The 21,806-nt window shown below is 41.9% G+C and carries 26 protein-coding genes; 15 read left to right on the top strand and 11 right to left on the bottom strand.

Features of this window, described 5'->3' with window-relative positions:
• Positions 1-35 precede the first annotated feature (35 nt).
• Positions 36-1,742 carry a sodium:solute symporter family protein gene (locus tag ABJF57_RS11570; protein ID WP_462229186.1) on the top strand — a complete coding sequence of 569 codons (1,707 nt, stop codon included), beginning with the start codon at positions 36-38 and terminating at the stop codon, positions 1,740-1,742.
• A gap of 37 nt (positions 1,743-1,779) precedes the next feature.
• Here ABJF57_RS11570 and ABJF57_RS11565 read toward each other — a convergent pair whose 3' ends face one another.
• Positions 1,780-2,643, bottom strand: a complete 864-nt coding sequence (locus tag ABJF57_RS11565; RefSeq protein ID WP_462229184.1) for a DUF2911 domain-containing protein — start codon at positions 2,641-2,643, stop codon at positions 1,780-1,782.
• Positions 2,644-2,658: 15 nt separating this feature from the next.
• On the opposite strand from ABJF57_RS11565, the gene ABJF57_RS11560 reads away from it, so the two are divergent.
• Positions 2,659-3,279, top strand: a complete 621-nt coding sequence (locus ABJF57_RS11560) for a DNA-3-methyladenine glycosylase (RefSeq protein ID WP_462229182.1) — start codon at positions 2,659-2,661, stop codon at positions 3,277-3,279.
• Between the two features lie 148 nt (positions 3,280-3,427).
• Positions 3,428-4,924, top strand: coding sequence for an OmpA family protein (locus tag ABJF57_RS11555; protein WP_462229180.1), 1,497 nt, complete (start codon positions 3,428-3,430; stop codon positions 4,922-4,924).
• Here the strand turns inward: ABJF57_RS11555 and ABJF57_RS11550 are convergent.
• Both ABJF57_RS11550 and ABJF57_RS11545 read right to left on the bottom strand, forming a co-directional pair.
• Positions 4,921-5,373: a GNAT family N-acetyltransferase gene (locus ABJF57_RS11550; protein ID WP_462229178.1), complete on the bottom strand. Its 453-nt coding sequence runs from the start codon at positions 5,371-5,373 to the stop codon at positions 4,921-4,923. The genes ABJF57_RS11555 and ABJF57_RS11550 overlap by 4 nt on opposite strands.
• Before the next feature lie 21 nt (positions 5,374-5,394).
• Positions 5,395-6,081, bottom strand: coding sequence for a DUF6090 family protein (locus ABJF57_RS11545; protein ID WP_462229176.1), 687 nt, complete (start codon positions 6,079-6,081; stop codon positions 5,395-5,397).
• Between the two features lie 56 nt (positions 6,082-6,137).
• On the opposite strand from ABJF57_RS11545, the gene ABJF57_RS11540 reads away from it, so the two are divergent.
• The 5 genes from ABJF57_RS11540 (at position 6,138) to ABJF57_RS11520 (ending at position 9,312) form a co-directional block, all read left to right on the top strand.
• Positions 6,138-7,433 carry an MFS transporter gene (locus tag ABJF57_RS11540; RefSeq protein ID WP_462229174.1) on the top strand — a complete coding sequence of 432 codons (1,296 nt, stop codon included), beginning with the start codon at positions 6,138-6,140 and terminating at the stop codon, positions 7,431-7,433.
• On the top strand, positions 7,411-7,842 hold the full coding sequence (locus tag ABJF57_RS11535) for a type I restriction enzyme HsdR N-terminal domain-containing protein (RefSeq protein WP_462229172.1): 432 nt from the start codon (positions 7,411-7,413) through the stop codon (positions 7,840-7,842). The genes ABJF57_RS11540 and ABJF57_RS11535 overlap by 23 nt, the downstream gene beginning before the upstream one ends.
• Positions 7,843-7,855: 13 nt before the next feature.
• Positions 7,856-8,113, top strand: a complete 258-nt coding sequence (locus tag ABJF57_RS11530; protein WP_462229170.1) for a hypothetical protein — start codon at positions 7,856-7,858, stop codon at positions 8,111-8,113.
• A 370-nt stretch (positions 8,114-8,483) separates the two neighbouring features.
• The gene (locus ABJF57_RS11525) at positions 8,484-8,780 is read left to right on the top strand and encodes an FtsB family cell division protein (RefSeq protein WP_462229168.1); all 297 of its coding nucleotides are present in this window, start codon (positions 8,484-8,486) and stop codon (positions 8,778-8,780) included.
• Between the two features lie 4 nt (positions 8,781-8,784).
• Positions 8,785-9,312: a hypothetical protein gene (locus ABJF57_RS11520; protein WP_462229166.1), complete on the top strand. Its 528-nt coding sequence runs from the start codon at positions 8,785-8,787 to the stop codon at positions 9,310-9,312.
• Here the strand turns inward: ABJF57_RS11520 and ABJF57_RS11515 are convergent.
• The 6 genes from ABJF57_RS11515 to ABJF57_RS11490 form a co-directional block, all read right to left on the bottom strand.
• On the bottom strand, positions 9,309-9,665 hold the full coding sequence (locus tag ABJF57_RS11515; protein WP_462229164.1) for a SiaC family regulatory phosphoprotein: 357 nt from the start codon (positions 9,663-9,665) through the stop codon (positions 9,309-9,311). The two genes, ABJF57_RS11520 and ABJF57_RS11515, sit on opposite strands and share 4 nt — an antisense overlap.
• A gap of 120 nt (positions 9,666-9,785) precedes the next feature.
• On the bottom strand, positions 9,786-10,235 hold the full coding sequence (locus ABJF57_RS11510; protein WP_462229162.1) for a hypothetical protein: 450 nt from the start codon (positions 10,233-10,235) through the stop codon (positions 9,786-9,788).
• Positions 10,219-10,644: a DUF1801 domain-containing protein gene (locus ABJF57_RS11505; protein ID WP_462229160.1), complete on the bottom strand. Its 426-nt coding sequence runs from the start codon at positions 10,642-10,644 to the stop codon at positions 10,219-10,221. Before ABJF57_RS11505 ends, ABJF57_RS11510 begins: the two co-directional genes overlap by 17 nt.
• A gap of 37 nt (positions 10,645-10,681) precedes the next feature.
• The gene (locus ABJF57_RS11500; RefSeq protein WP_462229158.1) at positions 10,682-11,758 is read right to left on the bottom strand and encodes an Ldh family oxidoreductase; all 1,077 of its coding nucleotides are present in this window, start codon (positions 11,756-11,758) and stop codon (positions 10,682-10,684) included.
• A gap of 9 nt (positions 11,759-11,767) precedes the next feature.
• Positions 11,768-13,450 (bottom strand): hypothetical protein, encoded by a 1,683-nt coding sequence (locus ABJF57_RS11495; RefSeq protein ID WP_462229156.1) that lies wholly within the window; start codon positions 13,448-13,450, stop codon positions 11,768-11,770.
• Positions 13,451-13,505: 55 nt separating this feature from the next.
• The gene (locus ABJF57_RS11490; RefSeq protein WP_462229154.1) at positions 13,506-14,447 is read right to left on the bottom strand and encodes a Ppx/GppA phosphatase family protein; all 942 of its coding nucleotides are present in this window, start codon (positions 14,445-14,447) and stop codon (positions 13,506-13,508) included.
• A 186-nt stretch (positions 14,448-14,633) separates the two neighbouring features.
• Here ABJF57_RS11490 and ABJF57_RS11485 point away from each other — a divergent pair, with 186 nt between their 5' ends.
• From ABJF57_RS11485 to ABJF57_RS11465, 5 genes are all read left to right on the top strand, one after another.
• On the top strand, positions 14,634-16,145 hold the full coding sequence (locus ABJF57_RS11485) for an acyl-CoA carboxylase subunit beta (protein WP_462230418.1): 1,512 nt from the start codon (positions 14,634-14,636) through the stop codon (positions 16,143-16,145).
• 3 nt (positions 16,146-16,148) lie between these two features.
• The gene (locus ABJF57_RS11480) at positions 16,149-16,652 is read left to right on the top strand and encodes a hypothetical protein (RefSeq protein WP_462229152.1); all 504 of its coding nucleotides are present in this window, start codon (positions 16,149-16,151) and stop codon (positions 16,650-16,652) included.
• 9 nt (positions 16,653-16,661) lie between these two features.
• Positions 16,662-17,354, top strand: a complete 693-nt coding sequence (locus tag ABJF57_RS11475; protein WP_462229150.1) for an SDR family oxidoreductase — start codon at positions 16,662-16,664, stop codon at positions 17,352-17,354.
• Positions 17,355-17,462: 108 nt separating this feature from the next.
• Positions 17,463-18,530, top strand: a complete 1,068-nt coding sequence (locus ABJF57_RS11470) for a M42 family metallopeptidase (RefSeq protein ID WP_462229148.1) — start codon at positions 17,463-17,465, stop codon at positions 18,528-18,530.
• Positions 18,531-18,532: 2 nt separating this feature from the next.
• Positions 18,533-19,297 (top strand): helical backbone metal receptor, encoded by a 765-nt coding sequence (locus tag ABJF57_RS11465; protein ID WP_462229146.1) that lies wholly within the window; start codon positions 18,533-18,535, stop codon positions 19,295-19,297.
• Here ABJF57_RS11465 and ABJF57_RS11460 read toward each other — a convergent pair whose 3' ends face one another.
• A complete protein-coding gene (locus tag ABJF57_RS11460) occupies positions 19,298-19,537 on the bottom strand; it encodes a hexameric tyrosine-coordinated heme protein (protein WP_462229144.1) in 240 nt (79 codons plus the stop codon).
• A 67-nt stretch (positions 19,538-19,604) separates the two neighbouring features.
• Positions 19,605-20,219 (bottom strand): Crp/Fnr family transcriptional regulator, encoded by a 615-nt coding sequence (locus ABJF57_RS11455; RefSeq protein WP_462229142.1) that lies wholly within the window; start codon positions 20,217-20,219, stop codon positions 19,605-19,607.
• 39 nt (positions 20,220-20,258) lie between these two features.
• On the opposite strand from ABJF57_RS11455, the gene aat reads away from it, so the two are divergent.
• Both aat and ABJF57_RS11445 read left to right on the top strand, forming a co-directional pair.
• A complete protein-coding gene (gene aat / locus ABJF57_RS11450; RefSeq protein WP_462229140.1) occupies positions 20,259-20,894 on the top strand; it encodes a leucyl/phenylalanyl-tRNA--protein transferase in 636 nt (211 codons plus the stop codon).
• Complete coding sequence (locus ABJF57_RS11445) at positions 20,895-21,752, top strand: alpha/beta fold hydrolase (protein ID WP_462229138.1); 858 nt, start codon at positions 20,895-20,897, stop codon at positions 21,750-21,752.
• The last annotated feature ends 54 nt before the right edge of the window (positions 21,753-21,806 follow it).

Below are 21,806 nucleotides of genomic sequence, written 5' to 3'. Positions count from 1 at the left end.
TCCTTTTATTTTATTTCTTTAGCTCAGCATATTAAATGAATAACCTTGACCTGATTGTGCTTTTCGGCACATTGCTATTTATTGTAGCCTACGGCGTTTATAAGACAAGAGGACAAAAAGACATTGAAGGATACCTGCTCGGCGGACATTCAATGAAATGGGGAACCATAGGGCTTTCAGTAATGGCTACTCAAGCCAGTGCTATTACGTTTATTTCTACACCAGGTCAAGCGTATGAGAGCGGCATGGGGTTTGTTCAAAATTATTTTGGATTGCCTATCGCGCTCATCGTAGTATCAGCAGTTTTTATTCCCATCTTTTATCGACTCAAGGTTTATACAGCGTATGAGTTTTTAGAAAAGAGATTTGACCTGAAAACTCGATATCTCGGTGCTACGCTCTTTCTCATTCAGCGAGGCCTGGCTGCAGGGATAACGATATATGCTCCAGCAATAATTATTTCCTCCATACTCCATTGGAATCTGACGGTCACTATACTAGGGACAGGCATTTTGGTAATTATCTACACGGTATCTGGAGGAACAAAAGCAGTTTCCATTACGCAAAAGCAACAAATGGGAGTAATCATGGCAGGAATGTTTGCTGCCTTCTTTGTCATCATCGGATACATTGGAGATCACACAACTTTTGGTGGTGCGCTTGAGATTGCTGGAAATTTAGGAAAATTGGAGGCCGTCAATTTTAGTACAGATGCGGGAGAGCGCTATACCATTTGGTCGGGGCTTACTGGAGGTTTTTTTCTTGCACTTTCTTATTTCGGTACCGATCAATCGCAGGTGCAACGATACCTAGGAGGAACAAGTGCAGCAGAAAGTAGAATGGGTTTGATGTTCAACGCTATTTTGAAGATTCCCATGCAGTTCTTCATCCTGTTTGTAGGGGTCATGGTGTATGTATTCTTCATCTTCTACAACCCACCCATTCATTTTAAGGAAGCGTCAGTAGATATTGTGGAAAACTCCGCATATGCAGATGAGTTTGAGCTGATTAATCATGATTATGCGCATGCATTGGAAGAGCGAAGAACAGCTGCAAAAGGATTAACAAATTATGCGATTTCAGATCATGAAAGGACTGCATTTGCTGAGCAAATGCAAGTAGCTGATGCCAAATCCGTTGCCCTGAGGCAAAAAGCTAAAGAAGTGATTTTAAAGGCGGATTCCACTTTGGAGACAAAGGATTCCGATTATGTGTTCCTTACATTTATCACCACCTACTTACCACATGGATTGATTGGACTTCTCATTGCAGTAATTTTTTCTGCAGCCATGTCTTCTACTTCTTCAGAGCTCAATGCGCTGGCATCAACAACCTCGGTAGATTTTTACAAGCGGGCGATTAAAAAGGATGGGTCTGATCATCACTACCTAAATACTTCCAAGCTCTTAACATTAGCATGGGGAGTTCTGGCTATTCTCTTTGCAATTCTGGCTAAGAATTCAGAGAACCTCATTGAGGCTGTGAATATTATCGGATCGATATTCTATGGCACAGTCTTAGGGATATTTTTAGTTGCATTCTTCTTTAAGAAAGTAAGAGGAACTTCGGTTTTCATTGCGGCACTCATTGCACAAGCCAGCGTGATCATTGTCCATTTCATGACTGAAGCAGGAATGTTCAATTTAAGTTACCTCTGGTATAACCTCATAGGCTGTGGAGGAACCATCGTGTTGAGTTTGATACTGCAAGGCTTTATTGGCAATAAAAAAAGCGTGAGCTGAGCCCACGCTTTTATATTCTTGTTTTGATTGCTATCTCTTACTTAAGAGATTTAATCAAATCTTCGTTTCTCTTAACATAACCAAAATCTCCTTGAGCAAAGTTTTTCGCTTTCTCCATGGAATCTTTAGCAGTTGCAATTGCATCTTTCTTATTGCCCATTTTAGCTAGAATCTGAGCTTTTGTGTGTACGTGCCAGAATTGACCGGCATTTTCACCTACAGCAAGGTACTGATTCATCCACTCCAATGCTTGCTCCAAGTTCTCGCCAGCAGCCAAATAATAATTAGCAGCAGCAGTATAATTCTGAGGATTTACCTGAGTCTTAGCTGCTATGTCCTTCATTACCGCATCATGAAAATTGACTTCCACAGGAATACTCCACGTTACATTATCCCATCCAAATTGGATGTTAGCAGAAGTATTGTCAGCACTTATATCAGTGATTTGAAACGTCAATCTTTCAATTGTGCTCATTGCCTTAGCTGGCTTTACTGATACTTTGGCTGCTACATTCTCTTCTTTGTAGTTGCCCATGTTACCGCCGATTTTTTCAGTGTGGAGCATAACTTGCCATTCGGATGCTCCAGGTATACTTACAATCTGATACTCTCCAGCTTTCACATCCTGTCCGCCTACTTTTACATCTGTGCTGAAAGTAATAATTGTTCCAGCATTCGCTCCAGTTCTCCATACAGTACCAAACTGCTCAAGGTATCCATCGCCAGTTCCAAAGATGTCTCTGCCTTTCTTGCCAGGTCTGAAATAATCAATGGATATTTCCGTAAGACCTACAGTAGAACTAACAGATCCTGCAGGACTCGGCTGTGGAGTGTTGATTTGTGCAGTTGCACTAAAAGTTACTAACACGCATAGCGCGATTAGATTTGTAATTTTTTTCATAGTTTAAGGTTTTTTATGGTTTTCGAAATTAATACATCCGTTTACGAAAAACTCCCAAGATCGTTTTATCAAAACACAGATGTCGTGCAAATAGCAAAAGATTTATTGGGGAAAGTGCTTTTTTCCAACATAGATAATGTTTTGACCGCAGGAAAAATTGTGGAGACAGAAGCCTATTGCGGTAGAGGAGATAAGGCGTGCCATGCCAATGGGAAGCGAACGCCAAGAACTGAGGTTATGTATGGAGATGGAGGCAAAGCCTATGTATATCTCTGTTATGGTATCCATCACCTGTTCAATGTAGTGACCAATGTGAAAGGACAGGCGGATGCGGTACTGATCAGGGCTTTGGAGCCAATTCAGGGGATGGATGAGATGCATGAAAGGAGAAAATTCACCAAAACAAAACTGGCGTCTGGGCCCGGTACATTGTCTCAAGCTCTGGGGATTAATGTTGCAATGACAGGCGAAGATTTACTCGCTGATCGAATATGGATTGCGGATAATCCTGAACTTAAGAATTTTAATATTTTAGCTGATACCCGAATTGGAGTAGAATATGCTGAAGAAGACGCGTTAAAACCTTGGAGGTTTGTGATTGCTGGCAATAAGTTTGTTAGTAAACCTGTGAAATAAAAAAGTCCGGCTAACCACACCGGACTCGTAATTCACTAGCTGTTTAGCTTTGTCACCAACTAACCAATAGAGAAACTTTACAAGTACAATAATATATTAGGATATTTATATTATCAAATAATTTTCACAAAAAAAGATAAAAAATTAATTGAAAAGTTCAATAACTGCAATTTTACTGGTTGTCAGCTTGCATTCAGTAGCACAAGTAGCATTTGAAGGAAAAGGTCATACGGTGGATTCATTGAATACCCCAAATGGTCAAAACTATCTTGTGCTTAGCCATTTTCACCAATCGATAGCCTTTACTGAAGAAAAGGGTGGGAAGGCCGCATCTTCAGACGTATTTTCAACTCAGGAAATAACCTTTGATTCCCAAGTATGGAAGGTGTTGACTTTTCCAGATTGGCTTGGTGAGAAGGGGATGATCAGCCCAATCGGGTTTACTGAAGATGGGGTTTTGTACAATCAAGTCACCTTCGATCGAGGCATGCATTATGGAAAGGTTAAATACCTTTCTCAAGGAAAAGAAGAAACAGTAGAAATACCATTCCTGAAAAACAAGTCTCCAATGCAAAGTGGGTGCATCTCCAGAGATGGCAGGTATATGATTCTTAGCCTGGAAGCCAATAATACGTATGGAGTTGAAGACTTGTACATTGTCAAGAAGAAGGCTGATGGAAGCTGGGATCGAGCAAAGAATCTTGGATTTCAGCTGAATACAGAATTTCAAGAAATAACGCCATTTCTCGCGGAAGACAACCGGACACTTTTTTTTGCGACCAATGGAAGAGGAGGGCAAGGCAGTTTTGATTTATTCTATACAGTTCGCCAAGATGATTCCTGGCGAAACTGGAGTGAACCGAAAAATCTGGGACCTCAAATAAATACAACGGGTTCAGAAACGTCGTTTGGATTTATAGATGGGAATGAATGGGCCTATTACGTGAGCTCTCAAGACAGTGACGGGTATGGAGACATAATGAGGATTAAATTCAAAGAAGAAATCGAAGCGGATACTGTGCAAGTCGAAGAACAGCCGATGGTTGAAGCAGGGAATGAGCCAACTGATCCTTCTACGATTGTACTGAAAGTGGTGGATGCTGAAACCAACGAAGCGTTGTCCGCAGAAATGATCATCGGATCAGAAAAACGAATTGGTGCAAACGGAATATTTGAGATTGATTCACTGAGCGGCGAGGAAATAGAGTTGAAATCTTTAGGCTATTTACCAAAGGTGCTTCTGTTGGATGAGCAGCTGAAAACTGGTGAAAATGAAATACCCCTTGCTTCGGTGGCCAAAGGAAGTGTGATCACGCTAGAGCACGTACTCTTTCAAAGGGGCACTGCCAATATGGTTGAAGGTTCAGAAAAAGAATTGAATCTTGTGGTAGAAGTATTAAATGACAATCCAAACATTAAAATCTTGCTCAAAGGACATACGGATAACACTGGCGACCCTGTGAAAAACGTACAACTCTCAGAAGCCCGGGTGAAAGCTGCTAAAGCATATATACTTTCACAAGGCATTAGCGCATTTCGTGTAAGTGGAAAGGGGTATGGAGGGAACCAGCCGATAGCAAGTAATGAAAAGGAAGAAACAAGAAAGTTAAATCGGAGAGTGGAATTCGAGGTAGTTGAAGACTAATCGATCCTTTTCTCAAAGGCAACTTTTTCAATGCCTATATCGGTCATCCATTGCCTCACCAGGGAGAACCCAAACCGCTCATAAAGGGTTATAGCCGGAACGTTATCGGCTCCAGTTTCAACGGTGTACAATTTCGTATCGAATGTTTGAAAGACTAGCTCGAGTAATTTGCTTGCTATACCTCTTCGAAAGAAAGTCGGGTCAACAACAAGGCTATGAATTTGCGTAACTGTACGCTCACTCTTGATTTCTATAGCCGCAGCTAGCCTATTTTCCACATAGTACCCATAAAAAACAGTGTCAGTATTGATGAAGTCTTCCAAGGGGCGTTTCAGCGGGGGGAAATCTTTAGCCTTCAATAACTCTGCTTCTATAGCATAAGAGGCTTGAAAGACCTTGCGGATAGTGGAGGCAATAACTTCATTCTCGTGTTTGAGTTTCACTATCATTTCTAAAGGATTAAAAAATGGTTACTCGATTTCCAATTCTTGATTAATGATGTCAATCAACTTATTTATTTCGCTTTTGACAAGCTGATAACTTCTAAGAGCATAGCTATGCTCATGTTGTGCAATATCCATTCGAGTAGTTAGCTCATCGTCATCGAGCCAATCTGTTGATTTACTTTTAGGGATGGGCTGCTCAGACCGTCTGATCGGAAAGGTTCGGTAATACTTTATTACGAGCCATTCAAAGTCATCAAAGAGCTGATTGGCTTTATACTCTGACTCATATTTAATCATTATTTGATAGTAGAAATCATAGAGTCGCTGAGTTTTGATTCGGATACTGTCATTTGTGATAAGATCCACACCTTTAGATTTTAACGTCTCGAATGCACTGGTTTGGGGAAGAAAGAGGTAGTCCCTGAAAATGCGAAAGAACATTTCTCCAATATGAGGCTCGTATGCACCACTCCATTCTTTCACAGAGTCGATGAGCAGAAGTGCATTTTGATGAGCTAAAATGTTTTGATCCAGGTCAATGAGATCCAATTCCAAGTTGGACTTTATTTCGCGCAAGACTTTTCGTTCAGCTTCCGCTGTTTTATTTGTTTCACGCATAGTATTTAGTTGGTATGCGAGCACAATGCCAACCGTAATTACTGCGATCTCTACCAATACTTGTAGTGGGTCAATTCTTCGTTGATTTGCCATGTGCTAAAAATAGTGAATGATGCATTCATTATATTGCTGCATCAACTTGACTTTACATGCTGAACAACAAAAAAACCATCCACGCCTGGTGTATGTACGACTGGGCCAATTCTGTTTATTCCTTAACCATCACCTCAGCCATATTCCCAATCTACTTTCAAAACGTTGCTGTAAATGCAAATGGAGGTGATCGAATACAAGCTTTCGGGTTTGAGATAGTCAACTCTGTGCTGTATTCATATGCACTTTCTCTTTCCTTTCTATTGGTGGCGGTGGTATTACCTATCCTGTCAGGTATCGCAGATTATGCAGGAAAAAAGAAATTCTTTTTGAAGCTTTTCATGTTCATCGGATCCTTTGCCTGTATTGGGCTTTTCTTTTTTACAGGAGAAAATATCGAATGGGGCATCCTGTGTTCGATTTTCGCTAGTATCGGTTATTCGGGGAGTTTGGTGTTTTATGATGCATTCCTTAGCGAAATAGTAACAGAGGACAAACGCGATATTGTGAGTGCAAAAGGATATGCTTATGGATATTTAGGAAGCGTAATTTTGCTGATAGCGAACCTCGCAATGGTGCAAATGCCTGATGTGTTTGGGTTAGCTGACGCAGGAATTGCTTCACGGGTATCTTTCCTCTTGGTTGGAGTCTGGTGGATAGGGTTTTCCCTTTATGCCATTTCTAAACTCCCAGAAAATGTACATGGAAGAAAACCGGAAGGCCACTACCTCACCAACGGGTATATCGAACTGCAAAAAGTATGGAAGCAACTGAAAGAGATGGAAGGAATGCGCAAGTTCCTTTTTGCATTTTTCTTCTATAACATGGGTGTGCAGACCGTGATGTACTTAGCAGCGACTTTTGGATCCAAAGAGTTAAAAATGGAGGCTGGAAGCCTTATTTTGACCGTTCTGTTAATACAATTTGTGGCAATTGCTGGAGCATTTCTTTTTGCCTACATCTCGAAAAAACAAGGAAACATTCGATCACTTTCCATTCAAATCATCATTTGGATTGGCTGCTGTTTCGGGGCTTATTTTGTTAACAGAGAGATCGAATTTTTTGCGCTTGCGGCTGTCGTAGGATTGGTCATGGGTGGCATTCAGTCACTTTCGCGAGCTACCTATTCGAAGATTATGCCACAAGATACGGTTGATACAGCCTCATTTTTCAGCTTCTACGATGTAACATACAATGTCTCTATTGTCATTGGAACATTTGTTTATGGGTACATAGAGCAAGTGACAGGAAGTATGCGGAATAGCACTTTGGCACTTGCATCATTCTTTATCATAGGTATCCTATTCCTTTCACAAGTGAAATTGAAAAATGCAGACGCTCAAACTACCTGAGTTTGATGTCAAACTGAAAGACGACAATGTTTTCTGTCTTATTCGGAAAAAGTGGGTATTTCTGACTCCTGAAGAGTGGGTAAGACAGCATTTTCTACATCTCCTGATAGCTCATCTGGATTACCCCAGAGGAATGTTCAAGCTGGAGCATACCATGTCCTATTTCAAAAGTCTAAAGCGATCAGATATCATCGTTTTGGATCGAGAAGGTGGGGTTTTCTTATTGGTTGAGTGCAAAGCACCGGATGTCAAGCTAGATCAAAAAGTGCTAAATCAGGTTGCAACGTACAACAAAGTATTAGATGCGAACTACTTGGCAATTACCAATGGAATGCGTCATTTCATTTGGCAGAGAACAGGGGATGGATTGATTCAGCTGAAAGAATTTCCTTCCTATGGCCATGATTGATTAAATTTAAGTGATGGATAAAGTATCAAAAAGCAATAGAACTCAAGCAATAGCCATGTTTCTTTTGATGATTAATTCTGCTTTTATCATAATCCTTCGAATTCGTAAAATGCTGCACAATAGTATGATCGGAGAGGATTCTTCAGGATTTGATTGGTACATGATCATGCTTAATCTCATCGTTATAGGCTTATGTATTTGGAAGTTATCAAACTTGAAGAAAGACGAAATGGCAGTGTATGAAGGTTTCCAGGAAAGAATATCGCGATAGACAAAATCATGCAACTGGAGCACTGGTTGTTTCAATAATTGCCCTCGTCATGATTGGCGTTAAGTTGTTTAGTGTACTCTTCAGAGGTTATGAATTAGCCTGGACTGATTTGACTTGGGTGCTTATGCTTGTCATATGTGCTATAACATGGAGGATTAGAGAACGCAAGCTCAAAGAGTTAGAAATAGTCCGTGATTTGTAGAAACCGCTGCTAATTCCTTATTTTTACATATCTGCTGAGACTTTGGAAATCAAACCACCCATAGAATTTAAAGCAGATGAAATGAGCATGATTGCAGAGCTACCCGATTTTGGAGAGTTTATTCATGCGTATTCCATGTGTGCAATTGAAAACTAGTCAAAATAGCACATGAAAAATTTACTGGATCGAATACCGTCTTTTTTTAAAAATTTCTACGTCTTAGCATCGTTATTTTTTATGGTCTGGCTGGCCTTTGTGGACAGCAATGATCTGTTTTTGCAAACAGAACTTTCGAATAAAAAAGCAGAACTAGAGGATGCCCGTAGATTTTATCAAGACAAAATTTTGGAAGTTAAGAATGATCAAGCAGCATTGAATAGTAATCCTGATCTTCTGGAAAAGATGGCAAGAGAAAAATACTTGATGAAAAAACCCAACGAGGATCTTTACATTGTCGTAAACTAACAGCATGAAGTTTTTATTGACCATTGCAACAATCGCTTTCGCGCTGAATCTCTCAGCTCAGAGTAAACTTTCGGACAAAATTTATTTTGGAGGAGGTGGAGGCTTTAGCTCGAGTTCCAACCAAACGAACATTAGCATTTCCCCTCAGATTGGATATAAGATTACGGATCGTTATTCTGCTGGTGTGGGCGTCACCTACCAATATGTAAAAATTAAGCAACCGATAAATACGTCACTATCAAATTTTGGCTGGAGTTTGTTTAATAGATTCAATGTCACCAACCAGTTTTTCGCTTATGCGGAATTTGAGCAACTTTCATTCGAATTTTTAACCTCGTTCGCTCCTGAGCGAACAGAGAAGTCAACCTTTAACAGCTTATTGCTAGGCGCTGGATATTCCGAACAACTGGGAGGAAGAGCTTCCTTTAACGTGATGGCGCTTTACAATGTGTTGTACGATGAATCAGAAGTGCCTAGGCCTTACAATAGTCCTTGGGTACTTAGGGCAGGGGTCGGGATAGGTATATTCTAGTTTGGAGAAATGTCAAAATCCATTTCTAGTAGCTCACTGTAATCGATACCCATCTCTTTCATTTCCTCATCTTTACTCTCGTAAAACCAATGTATGATCAACGAGGGCTGATTTTGCTTTATGGTACGAAATACCTCAAATAAAAGGCGTGCAGTTTTAGTATTGAACACGGTTAAGTGAACATTAAAGTCCGTGTAAATTGTACGCTCAATGTTTTGTTTAATGTCCTGAGCAAGTTGCGTGCTCATGGTCAAATCTTCTGAAATAGAAACTCCTTTAATTAAAGCTGACTTGGTGCCGGAATCCATGATGACCGTAGGGGAGATGTCGGTCGCTTTTCTGAAATAATCCATTAGACTAAGTATTAAGGTGATACTGGTTTAAACCAGACTTATTGTGTGGAGTTCTGGAGTTTAGTCTAGACCGAATGAATCGTCGGTCAATAAGCTATAAGCTTCGGTGAGTAAAATATTTTACTTTGTGATTCGCAATGACCGAATAATCTTCCGAAAGATGCGCTTAGTTTTTGGAGATGCTGCTAACGTCTTTATCTCGAAACGCTGACCATATTTCTGAAATGTGTATGTGTTCAAAAAGGAATTGTCCTGTTTTTTCTCAACTAGACTGGCCACTTCACCATCGATATTAATCTTTGGAGATGCAATATCATGAGGGTTGATAGCAGGCTCGGTTCTTGGGAAGAAGCCAAAAGACTCAGCATCTTCAAAGTAGGTAATGGTAAAATATGTACTGGCAGTGTCTTTTTCAGAAGGGCTTACTTTGACTACATATCCGTCATCAAAGACTTCCCATTTTTTGGGTTTTTCGAAGCTGAAGACAAGGTCTGGGTCTTCGAATGAGATTCTTTGCGAAAAGGAAGTAAGCGTTACTAAAAGAAAGATGAGACTAATTATAATCCGCATATCGTTTCTTCAACGTTTCAATAGACCTTTTAGTCATTCGTTCAAGCACTTTTATATCTATATCTGCAAGCCTTTTTATGTACAAACAACCAACGCTTTTTTTGTGCTTGCCGATTTTTTGAAGATCATCATCCTGACCTTCAAAGCCACCCATCATGTAGATGGTCATGCTGGTTTTACGTGGAGAAAAGCCAGCAAGAAACCAGTCGCCTTCCCGTCCAGTTTTGTATTTGTAGTGATAGCTGCCAAAACCTACGATGGAATCTCCCCACATGATCGGTTTTTCACCAGAGATATTTTGGATTAGTTTCAGTAATTCGCGCGCATCATCTCTTTTCCATTCTGGTTCTATTGAATCGATGAAGGCTTCTACACTTTGGTTGTTGGGTGCGGTTTTTAACTCAGCCATGGTGTTTAATGTCTAATAATTCGAATGTTTCACGTCTCTAGTTACCTAAAGTTACGCCGAATTTCTCTCCCAGTTCTCTTAGATCTTCTACCACCGGATCAAGCAAATCTATCCCGTTTTTTAAGCGTTCTGCTGTCATCTCTCGTTCTGGGTCACCGGGAATCAGTACTTGATCTTCCGGGTTCACAGTTTCGGAACTTCGGAAGCGTTCGATCCAATTGTCCATGTGTGATTTGAATTCATCTCCATCTCGAAATGCATCGATTCGCATGGCGCCAAAGAAATGTCCAAGCCCTTCTCCTACGGGATTTGGTGCTGGATCAATGAAGGCAACAAATGGGGGTACCCATGGACCATAATTGGCGCCAGATAGTACCGCAGATAGGATGTCTACAACAGAACCTAGTGCGTACCCTTTGTGAGAGCCATGCTCCCTGTCTCCACCCAGCGGTCTCATGGATCCACCTTTCATCAAACCCTTTGCGTCGGTAGTGATGTGACCTTCCTTATCCTGAAGCCATCCTTCGGGGGCATCCATGCCTTTGCGCTGCAGTACCTCCAGTTTACCATTCGCAGCTGTAGTTGTAGCCATATCTAGCACAAACGGAGGCTGGTTTTTGGTTGGGATTGCAATTGAAATGGGATTGGTGCCAAGAAGTCTTTCCTTTGAAAAGGTAGGAGAAACAAGAGGACTTGCATTGGTCAGCGATATACCAATGCAATCTTCTTCCAATGCCATCATTGCATGATAGCCAGCAATGCCATAGTGGTTAGAGTTTTTAACCGCGACCCAGCCAGAGCCAACATTTTTTGCTTTCTCAATGGCTAGTTTCATGGCATGAGGCCCGACCACAAGTCCCAATCCAAGGTCACCATCTACCACTGCTGTAGAAGGTGTCTCATGTACGGTTTTGATCTGAGGAGTAGCATTTAGGCGATTCTTCTCATGCAATCGGATGTAGCCGGATAGCCGAGCTACCCCATGAGAATCTACCCCGCGCAGATCTGCGCTTACTAAAACTTCCGCCGCCTGCTGAGCTTCCGCTTCCGGACAGCCAATGCTGATGAATACCTTACTGGCAAATTGCTTTAATTGTTCCGAGGAAAAAATCATGCGGCGAAATTACTCATTTAGCTCTGCTATGATCTGATTGAAAGCTAAAATTACATTTCTTGCAGCTTCAATATCCGTCATGCTTAGCTCAAAACCATCTTGATAGTTTTCAATCTTTCCGTCTTTGTAGTATTTAATGATGTCCTCTTTAAACTTCGTTTCAAACGAAATAGCTAATGTTTTGCTCCCGATCTTGTATTGAATGCTTTTTGGATTAAGATCGGTAAAGTTGAATTCAAATATTTCTTCCTGACTGTCTTTGGCGCCGACTTCTAGTTTATTGAGTTTTATTTTTTTCATATCAGAACCTGCGATTCGTTCAAATTTTTGAGTAATGGTACTAGCGCCTATGCGTACTTCTTCTAGGCTTTCCGTGAGCCAGGAGATTTTTTGTTCGGTTGACATATGAGCAAAAGGATCGACGTAATCACGTCGACATATTTTAATTGCGTGCTCAAAGGCAGCCTTTACCCTTCGCGCAACCTCAATGTTTTCAACATAGATTTTTAGTCCATCATCATAGCCAACAAATTCATCGTTCTCATGGAGCTTCAATAAATCCAGAGATTCTTTAGTTGGTAATTCAACAAACATCTTACCAGATGAGACCTTATAATCAACCAGGTTTTCATTGATGTCGAGTAGGTTGAATTCCGCAGCAACCTTTTTTGTGTCTTTGGCGTCTGCGTCCACTTGCGTAATTTTCATAAGACAATCACCTTCCATAGACTGCTCCATTGATTCATCTCCATAATCAATGGTTTGAAGATACTTGCCTAGGTAGTCAAGTACGAGCGGCAGACGTTCAAACTCAGGAATGGAATTGTCAACAAGTTTTTCTGCTAGAGGTACTGATCTTTTGAGAATGTTTTTAAGATCTCGCGCCTCTTCTACATTGTTGGTGTAGATGCTAATCCTATTGTCAAATTTTCGGGCATCCGATTCGATGAGGTTGATGATTTTTTGCTTTCGCTTAGTTTCAAAATCAAGAGAGAAGCTAGAGCCAGATATGGAAAATTTCAAACTGTTGACATTTACATCTGAAAGATTGAAGGTGTATTGCTTCTCTTTTGAAGATTTTGAAGTGATTTCAGTTTGAATTAATCTAAAACTTCCTGGGAAATTGTCCTGCAAGGCAAGTGTCTGATTGTATGTTTTGCCGCTGCTTTCAGCATTTACTACATGCTCGGTAAGCCATGTTTCCATTTTCGTATAGGTGTTTACCGATAGTTTTTTGCTCAAAATATCTTTTGCCAGAGGGATGGCTTTGGTCAAAAGCTCTTTCAGTGTTCTGGCATTGTCAATGTCTTTGGTGACAATCAGCATGGTTTCGACATATCCCTTTACCTCACCGTTTTGGAATTTTTTGAGAAATTTCTGCCTGTTTTCTGCAGTCAGGCTGAGGTAAATGATATCTTTTTTTGGCTCTTCACGAACTACATATGGATCCAGATCAGCAACATTAAATTCATAGGAAATTTCTTCTCTCTTCCCTTTTTCATCCACTTCCAAAAGGGTGTACTTCAGCACAGAGTGCTGCAGAAGCTCAAGCTCATGTGTATATGTTTCATTTCCAGTTTGTACTTCGAATAAATTGTTTTCTATTTCGGATACAAGCTGTTTGAATTCTACCTGTTGCCCAGAGAGCGAGAGGGTGAGGAAAATGAGAAGAGCTCTCAGAATAAATTTCATGGCGGTATTGTTGAAAGAGAAAAGAAGTTAAAAATTAAGTGGGTATTTGACAATACTAATTAGCAGTATTGGGATGAAGTTGATCCAAAACGTGATGCAAAATCCCTTCTTTCAAAGCGTAGGCAGAAACACGTACGTCCTTTAACTGGAACTTATTGATGATGTACTCTACAAGTATGCAAGCCACTACAATCATGTCCACCCGCATTTCGATCATGCCAGGTATGGCTAGGCGTTGCGTTCTGTTTTTTGCAATCAGTTCTTGATAGATGCTTTCAAAAGCCTCCTTATTGAATGGATATTCAGTTGCCTCTTCTGCTCTTGAAATGTTTTTTTTTTCGGAATAAATGTCACTCAGGGTGTCAAAAGTGCCTGAGCAACCAATCAATGTTGTGGGATTGTGCTCACGGCAGGCATCGATCAATGGTTGTAGCTCTTCTTCGAAAAAGTTGGATAAGTCATCCATTTCTGAGGCTGTAATGGGATCAGTTTTGTGAAACTTCTCCACGAGTCGTTGTCCGCCTACTTCAAAACTTTGCAGCCAATAGGCCTGACTTTGATCCGCAATGATGAACTCAATGCTTCCCCCGCCAATATCCATGATGAGGCTTTTTTCAGATCCAAAGTCAAGAGCTTTACTTGCCCCAAAGTGAATGAGCTCGGCTTCTCTTTGTCCGGAGATCACTTCGATCTCAATGCCGGTAAGTTTTTTTATTTCCTTAACCAGCGCTGAGCCATTGCTTGCATTTCGCATAGCGCTGGTTGCGGTAGCAAATACTTGGTCAATTTCGTTCTTATCTATTGTTGCTTTAAAATCTTTTAGCGCGGTGAGGGCCCTATCCCAGGCTTCCTTGGTTATTTGACCTTTATTGATCCCTTTTTCACCAATTCTTACAGCTTTTCGCTCACGATGAAAAATTTCATGTGTGCCATCAGCTGCGCTGGCAAGCAGGAGGTGGAAAGTATTTGTGCCTAAATCAATGACTGCAACGTTCATAGCGGCCGCAATATAGCAAATTGGAGCGGAGAGATTTTAGATTTATTCGATTGATAATATCGATTTCTCTATTGTCCATTGGTCACCTTATCTTTGACGTTTTCCTAAAGAAATATGAGTACAGAAAAACCGAAAACCGCAACGAACATACAATCCATAGCTGAAAAAAATGAGAGGCTGGAGTCAATGAATCAGGAAGCCCTCAAAGGAGGGGGTGAAGATCGAATAGCAAAGCAGCACGAGAAAGGAAAGCTAACAGCTCGCGAGCGAATAGACCTATTGTTGGATGAAGGTTCTTTTGAGGAGATTGGGAAATTTGTAACGCACCGAGCCACCGATTTTGGGATGGACAAGCAGAAAATATTGGGTGATGGTGTGATTACGGGGTACGGTACGATAAATGGCCGACTAACGTATGTTTTCAGCCAGGATTTTACCGTTTTCGGAGGATCATTATCAGAGACATTTGCTGAAAAAATTGTAAAAATCATGGACATGGCCATGAAAAATGGTGCTCCGGTGATTGGATTAAACGACTCAGGAGGTGCACGTATTCAAGAAGGCGTGGTGTCATTGGGAGGATATGCAGATATCTTCTACAGAAACACGTTAGCCTCTGGCGTGGTACCTCAAATTTCAGCCATACTTGGGCCATGTGCTGGAGGAGCTGTGTATTCGCCGGCAATTACGGATTTCATTTTCATGGTGGAGCAGAGCAGCTACATGTTCGTGACAGGGCCAAATGTGGTGAAAACGGTAACTCAGGAAGATGTGACTAGTGAAGAGCTTGGAGGAGCACAGACACATGCTTCTAAAAGCGGAGTGACCCATTTTGCATGTGCTAATGAGGCAGAGTGTATCCGTCAGATCAAGCAACTGATGAGCTATATTCCTTCCAATTGCGAGGAAGAGCCCCCACGACTAGCATACGAAATTGGAGACGAGACGAGAAAGGAGCTAGACGCAATCATGCCTGAAAACCCCAATCAGCCATATGATATGCACGACGTGATCAATGGAATAATTGATTCAAATAGCTTTCTCGAGGTTCATAAAGATTTTGCTGAAAATATTATTTGTGGATTTGGAAGACTGGCTGGAAGAAGTATCGGAATAGTAGCCAACCAGCCAATGAGCATGGCCGGTGTTTTAGATATTCACTCCAGTACCAAGGGCGGGAGATTTGTTCGCTTTTGCGATAGCTTCAATGTGCCTTTGCTGGTGCTTGTAGATGTGCCCGGATTCTTGCCTGGTACAGATCAGGAATGGAACGGGATCATTACGAATGGAGCAAAACTCTTGTATGCTTTTAGTGAAGCTACTGTCCCTAGAATTTCAGTCATTACTCGAAAAGCTTACGGCGGTGCTTATGATGTGATGAACTCTAAACATATCGGTGCAGACATGAATTATGCATGGCCTACCGCAGAGATTGCAGTGATGGGAGCCCAGGGTGCTTCTGAGATCATCTTCAGAAGAGAAATTCAGAAGTCAGATGATCCAAATGCGATGCATCAGGAAAAAATCAATGAATACACCGAGAAGTTTGCCAACCCATACATTGCGGCAGCCCGAGGTTTTGTGGATGAGGTGATCATGCCTAAGGAGACCAGGTCGAAGCTGATCAGTGCTTTTGGCATGTTAGAAAATAAAGTGGATAAACTACCTCGTAAGAAGCACGGAAATATTCCATTGTAACAAATGGTAAAGACTTGTTGGGTACCTCTTATCCTGTTTTTACTCGGTTGTGCAAGTGAGCCAGAAACGCCATTTGAATTACCAGGCAATGCGAAAGCACTTATAGTTGGTGATTCTGTCAAAACATGGAAGATTGCCCAAAGATTTAACAACGGTACCCGGATGAACATGGGCGATTGTTTTCTAGCTCATCGGCTGTCATTTAGCATAAATAATGAATTCTCAACCAGTTCAGGTGGACGCAGTGACTGTGGTGATCCGATGATGGGAAATTGGAAATTGGCGAAAGATAAAAACGGTCATACTTACATCAAGCTTGAGAGCGATCAAATTCCCGAGATGTTGAATATTGAAGAAGACTTTAAGCTTTTTAAAATCAGAATGCTAACGGACAGCTTGATGGTCTTGCAGTTCAATCACGCACAGACGACAAAAAAACAAACGACTTTGGTGGACTATTTTGTTCCGGAAGGTGTTAAGGTTGATGATCGTAATTTTCATTGGTAAATTCATGATATGAATCAGGTAGCAATTATAACAGCGGCCAGCAAAGGAATGGGTTTGGCTTGCGTTGAGAAATTAGCAGAAGAAGGATACCAATTGGCTATCCTATCTCGCTCCTCAGAAATACATGATCTGGCGAGCAAATTCGGTGGGATCGCAGTACAAGGCTCTACAGACAATGCTGATGATCTAGCAAGGTTGGTTGATGCAACGCGCGAGACTTATGGACAAATTGATGTAGTAATCAACAATACAGGACATCCACCGAAAGGAGACTTGTTGGATTTGACAGATGAGCAATGGCAGGAGGGGATAAACCTGGCGTTGATGAATGTGGTGAGAATGGCTAGATTGGTGACACCTCACATGAATGGAGGGGGCTCCGTTATCAATATTTCAACTTTTGGAGCGAAAGAACCTTCTCTGAGCTTTCCAATCTCTTCCGTTGCAAGAACTGCCCTTAGTGCATATACAAAGCTTTTTGCGACCAAATACGGTGAAGCAGGTATTCGGATGAATAACATTTTGCCTGGCTTCATTGATAGCTATCCTGCGGATCAAGAAACAATTAATGAGATACCCTTGCTTCGACAGGGAACTCCGGCAGAAGTAGCTGAGCTTGCGTTTTTTTTAGCCGGAGATAAATCCGAATACATCACAGGTCAGGATTTTCTCATTGATGGAGGACTGGTTAAAAGCATATAAGAAAAGACTCTTGTGGAAGGAGGGGGCATTTGGTAAGAATGCTATAAAAAACTTGTCAATTGAAAGGAATTCTAGAAACTTGCTACTTAAAGCTTGAAACTTAAAACTATGGATCAAAAAAGCAGAGACTTTCTTTTTAAATACCTCAATAACGCCGCACCGACAGGCTTCGAAATGGAGGGGCAGAAAATATGGTTGGATTACATAAAGCCATACGTAGATGATTACGTGGTTGACACTTACGGCAGTGTTTACGGAGTTGTAAATCCTGACGCCAAATACAAAGTAGTGATTGAAGCTCATGCGGATGAGATCAGCTGGTTTGTGAACTACATCACGGATAAAGGCTACATCTATGTCGTAAGAAACGGAGGATCCGATCATCAGATTGCACCCTCCATGCGAGTAAATCTCCATACCCAAAAAGGAGTAGTGAAAGGAGTATTTGGATGGCCAGCTATTCACGTAAGGAAAGACAAAGAGGATAATCCTACCTTGAAGAATATTTGCATTGATGTAGGAGCTGAATCCAAAGAAGAGGTAGAGAAAATGGGCATCCATGTGGGTACCGTAGCTACCTTCCAAGATGAGCTTTTTGAAATGAACAACAAATACTTCGTCGGACGAGCGCTTGATAACCGGGCTGGTGGTTTCATGATTGCTGAGGTGGTGAGAAGGATTTCCGAAAACAAGACGAAACTGCCATTTGGATTGTATGTTGTGAATGCCGTGCAAGAAGAAATTGGGCTGAGAGGAGCAGAGATGATCTCACGTAGAATCAAACCAGATGTGGCCATCGTTACGGACGTGACTCACGATACACAATCTCCCATGTACGATAAGATCACCAGCGGAGATATGACCGCAGGTCAAGGGCCAGCGGTGACGTACGGTCCTGCAGTACAGAACAATCTGAGAGATATGATTTTAGATGTGGCAGAGAAAAACAAGATCCCTTATCAGCGGATGGCAGCTTCCAGAACTACCGGAACAGATACAGATGCATTCGCATATTCTGATGTTGGCGTAGCATCTGCATTGATTTCACTGCCGTTGAAGTATATGCACACTACGGTAGAAACCGTGCACAAAGATGATGTGGAGAATGTGATCAAGCTGATTTATGAATCAATTGTTCAGATCAAAGACGGTCAGGACTTTACTTACTTCAAATAATCATGAGTGACCTTCTGACGGTTCACGATCAAATGGGTCGGGAGGTCACTTTTTCTTTTCCCCCAAAGCGGATCGTCTCGCTGGTTCCTTCCCAAACAGAATTACTCATCGATATGGGTGCGCCTGTTGTCGGACGCACAAAGTTTTGTGTTCATCCTAAGGAAAAGATCAAGCAACTTCCAATCATTGGAGGGACTAAGAATTTCAGATTTGATGCAATCCGAGAGCTGAAGCCAGATTTGATCATTGGCAACAAAGAAGAAAACTATCCAGAAGGCATTGAGGAACTTCAAAAAGAGTTTCCGGTTTGGATGAGTGATATATTCACCTTAGAAGATGCTTTTCAAATGATGAAGGACCTGGGGCGGATTTGCGATTTAGATACGCGTGCTGACCAAATCATTCAAGCCTGTCGGAATGCGGTAGAAAGCGTAAAAGGAACCAAGTCAGGAAAGGTGATCTATTTCATTTGGAAAAATCCGTGGATGGTCGCTGGTAAGAATACCTTCATTGATCACATGCTGGCTCACCTTGGATACCAAAACTTGGTTACTGAAGAAAGGTATCCTGAATTGACCGCAAAGCAGATAGCTGCACTAAATCCAGACAAAATCTTGTTTAGTTCCGAGCCCTTCCCTTTCAAGAAAAAACATCTTTTGGAAGTAAAAGACTTATGGCAAAATGCAGATTGCGAACTCGTTGATGGAGAGCTCTATAGCTGGTATGGAAGCAGGCTTAGGGAGTGGGGAGGCTCCTTAAATTCCTAATTACCTCCAATAGTTGTTTGCTTGGGCGATAGTTGCGAATTCTGCAGCCACCGTAGCGCCAATGACAATCAACATGGAAGCATTTTCAGCATAAACAGGGCGTAATTTTTCACGCATTGCTGCATCTGGTTGAGTGATCTTAATGGTGAGCCGAGCTAGTTTAATCGCAAGTTGACGACCTTCTTCAGGCGTATCAGTAATAAGGGTGTTACCCGGAACTAATTGTACTTGATCAGACATGATGTTTTAAGTTTATGTCTGACAAAGCTGGGAGCTTTAGGAATGTTAATCAGTGATAAGTGTCACTTTAGCGAATTTTTATTTTTCGTCCCACTTGCATGGCCACTTCTCCAACATTCGGTTTTTTCAACAACCGCGTAATCACTTCTCTGGAAGTACCCAGGTCAGTGGCAATGTCTTGATGAGAAATAGCAAGAAGCTCAGAATCGGCTAAGGAGGATTTTTTCTTCAGATAGTCAATCAACCGATCCTCCAGGTTATAGCAAATAACTTGTTTGGTGGTATGGAGTAACTCATTATAATGCTTTTGATAGGCCTTTAAGAGAACATCATTGAACCGTGGGTATCGATTGTGCCACTCTTGCACCTTATGAATAGGAAGGAGGATTAATTCACTTTCCTTCTCGGCTACTGCTGAAAATTCAACAGGTTGATCATTGAAAATGTGCGCAAAATGGAAAATGCATGTTTCGCCCGATGATATGTAATAGAGTAGGAATTGAATGGCTTCTTCCTGGCTGTAGACTTTGACACTGCCACTCAGTACGATCGGCAGAAATCGGATGATTTCACCTTGCTTGATGATTTGTTCCTGGGATGAATAGGTTCGATTGGAAGAATGATTCGCTATTTCTTCAAAAAGTTCTTTTCCAAGACGCGGTAAACATTCCGATAATATCATTCAGCAATTAGATTTGACCTAAAATTAGCAAAACCAAAAATGCCGATCTATCGACTCAGTGACGATCTCATATTTCCTCCCGTAGAAGGAGCAGAAGATGGCATTGTAGCAGTGGGAGGTGATCTACTTCCTGAGCGACTCATGATTGCCTACCATTCGGGGATATTCCCCTGGTTTAGCGAAGAGGAACCCATCATCTGGTGGAGCCCGGATCCACGATTTGTCTTGTTTCCTGATCGACTACATATCTCCAAGTCTATGAGACGTGTATTGAACAACGAGGAGCTGAAAGTGACCTTTAATGAGGATTTTGAAGGGGTACTTGCCCAGTGCAAGACGGTTCCTAGGCAAGGGCAGGAAGGAACCTGGATTACCGATGAGATGCAGTTGGCATACATTCGATTGTACGAGTTGGGGCATGCCAAGTCCGTGGAGGTATGGAGGGGCGATGAATTAGTTGGGGGGATGTACGGTGTTGATCTGGGAACAGTCTTTTGCGGAGAATCCATGTTTTCCAAAGAAAGCAATGCCTCCAAGCTAGCCTTGATCCGATTCATACAAAAGTTCCAAAAAAACGGCGGAAAATTGTTTGATTGCCAGGTGCATTCGGAGCATCTGGTGAGTCTGGGGGCAGAGGAGATTGATCGGAAGGAATTTCTGACCTATCTTCATTAAATGATGTCCCTGCATGATTGGTACGCTGATACTTCAACTTTTACGTGGAAAAACCATCGCATCGTTTACAAAATTCATGAAGGCGAGAAGCCATGGCTTTTGCTCATCCACGGTTTTCCAACAGCCTCTTACGACTGGTATAAGATCTGGAAACCATTGAGTGAGCGTTACTCATTGGTGGCGCTGGATATGCTGGGATTTGGCTATTCCGACAAACCCAATCCACATCCGTATTCCATCATGCAGCAGGCCGACCTGGTGGAGGACTTGCTGGCACATTTGAATATTTCTGAATGCCACCTCTTGGCGCACGACTATGGGGATACGGTTGCTCAGGAACTGATTGCAAGAGATAATGATGGTAAAGGTTTGAACCTGAAATCTGTGTGCTTGCTGAATGGCGGCATCTTCCCGGAATCTCACCATCCCTTGCCCATCCAGAAAATGCTCATGAGTCCGATCGGATTTATTCTGAGTAAGCTGCTCAACCAAAAGAAGTTCGAAAAGAGCTTCGGGAGGATCTTCGGACCAGATACGCTACTAACTGCCGAAGAATTAGACACGTATTGGCAACTCGTTTCCAGAGGTAATGGCCATCGCATCGCACATCTGATCATTCGATACATGCGGGAGCGTGTGCATAACCGTGAACGCTGGGTAGGAGCGCTGCAAACCTTCACGCAACCTTTAGGGTTGATCAACGGCTTGGTGGACCCCATCTCAGGTCAAGTAATGGTGGATCGATACCGAGAGATCATCACTACCGAAAATATCTGGACGATGGATCGCATCGGCCATTACCCGCAGCTAGAAGCACCAGAGGAGGTTGTGAAATGTTATGAAGAATTTATGAGATGATAACCCTCCCCCGGTCATGCCGGACTCGATCCGGCATCTTCCAGAGTGTTAGTT

This window comes from Ekhidna sp., from assembly GCF_039940915.1.
Lineage (GTDB): Bacteria > Bacteroidota > Bacteroidia > Cytophagales > Cyclobacteriaceae > Ekhidna.
Note: the sequence above shows the minus strand (reverse complement) of the source record. Positions and strands in the feature narration are given on the sequence as shown.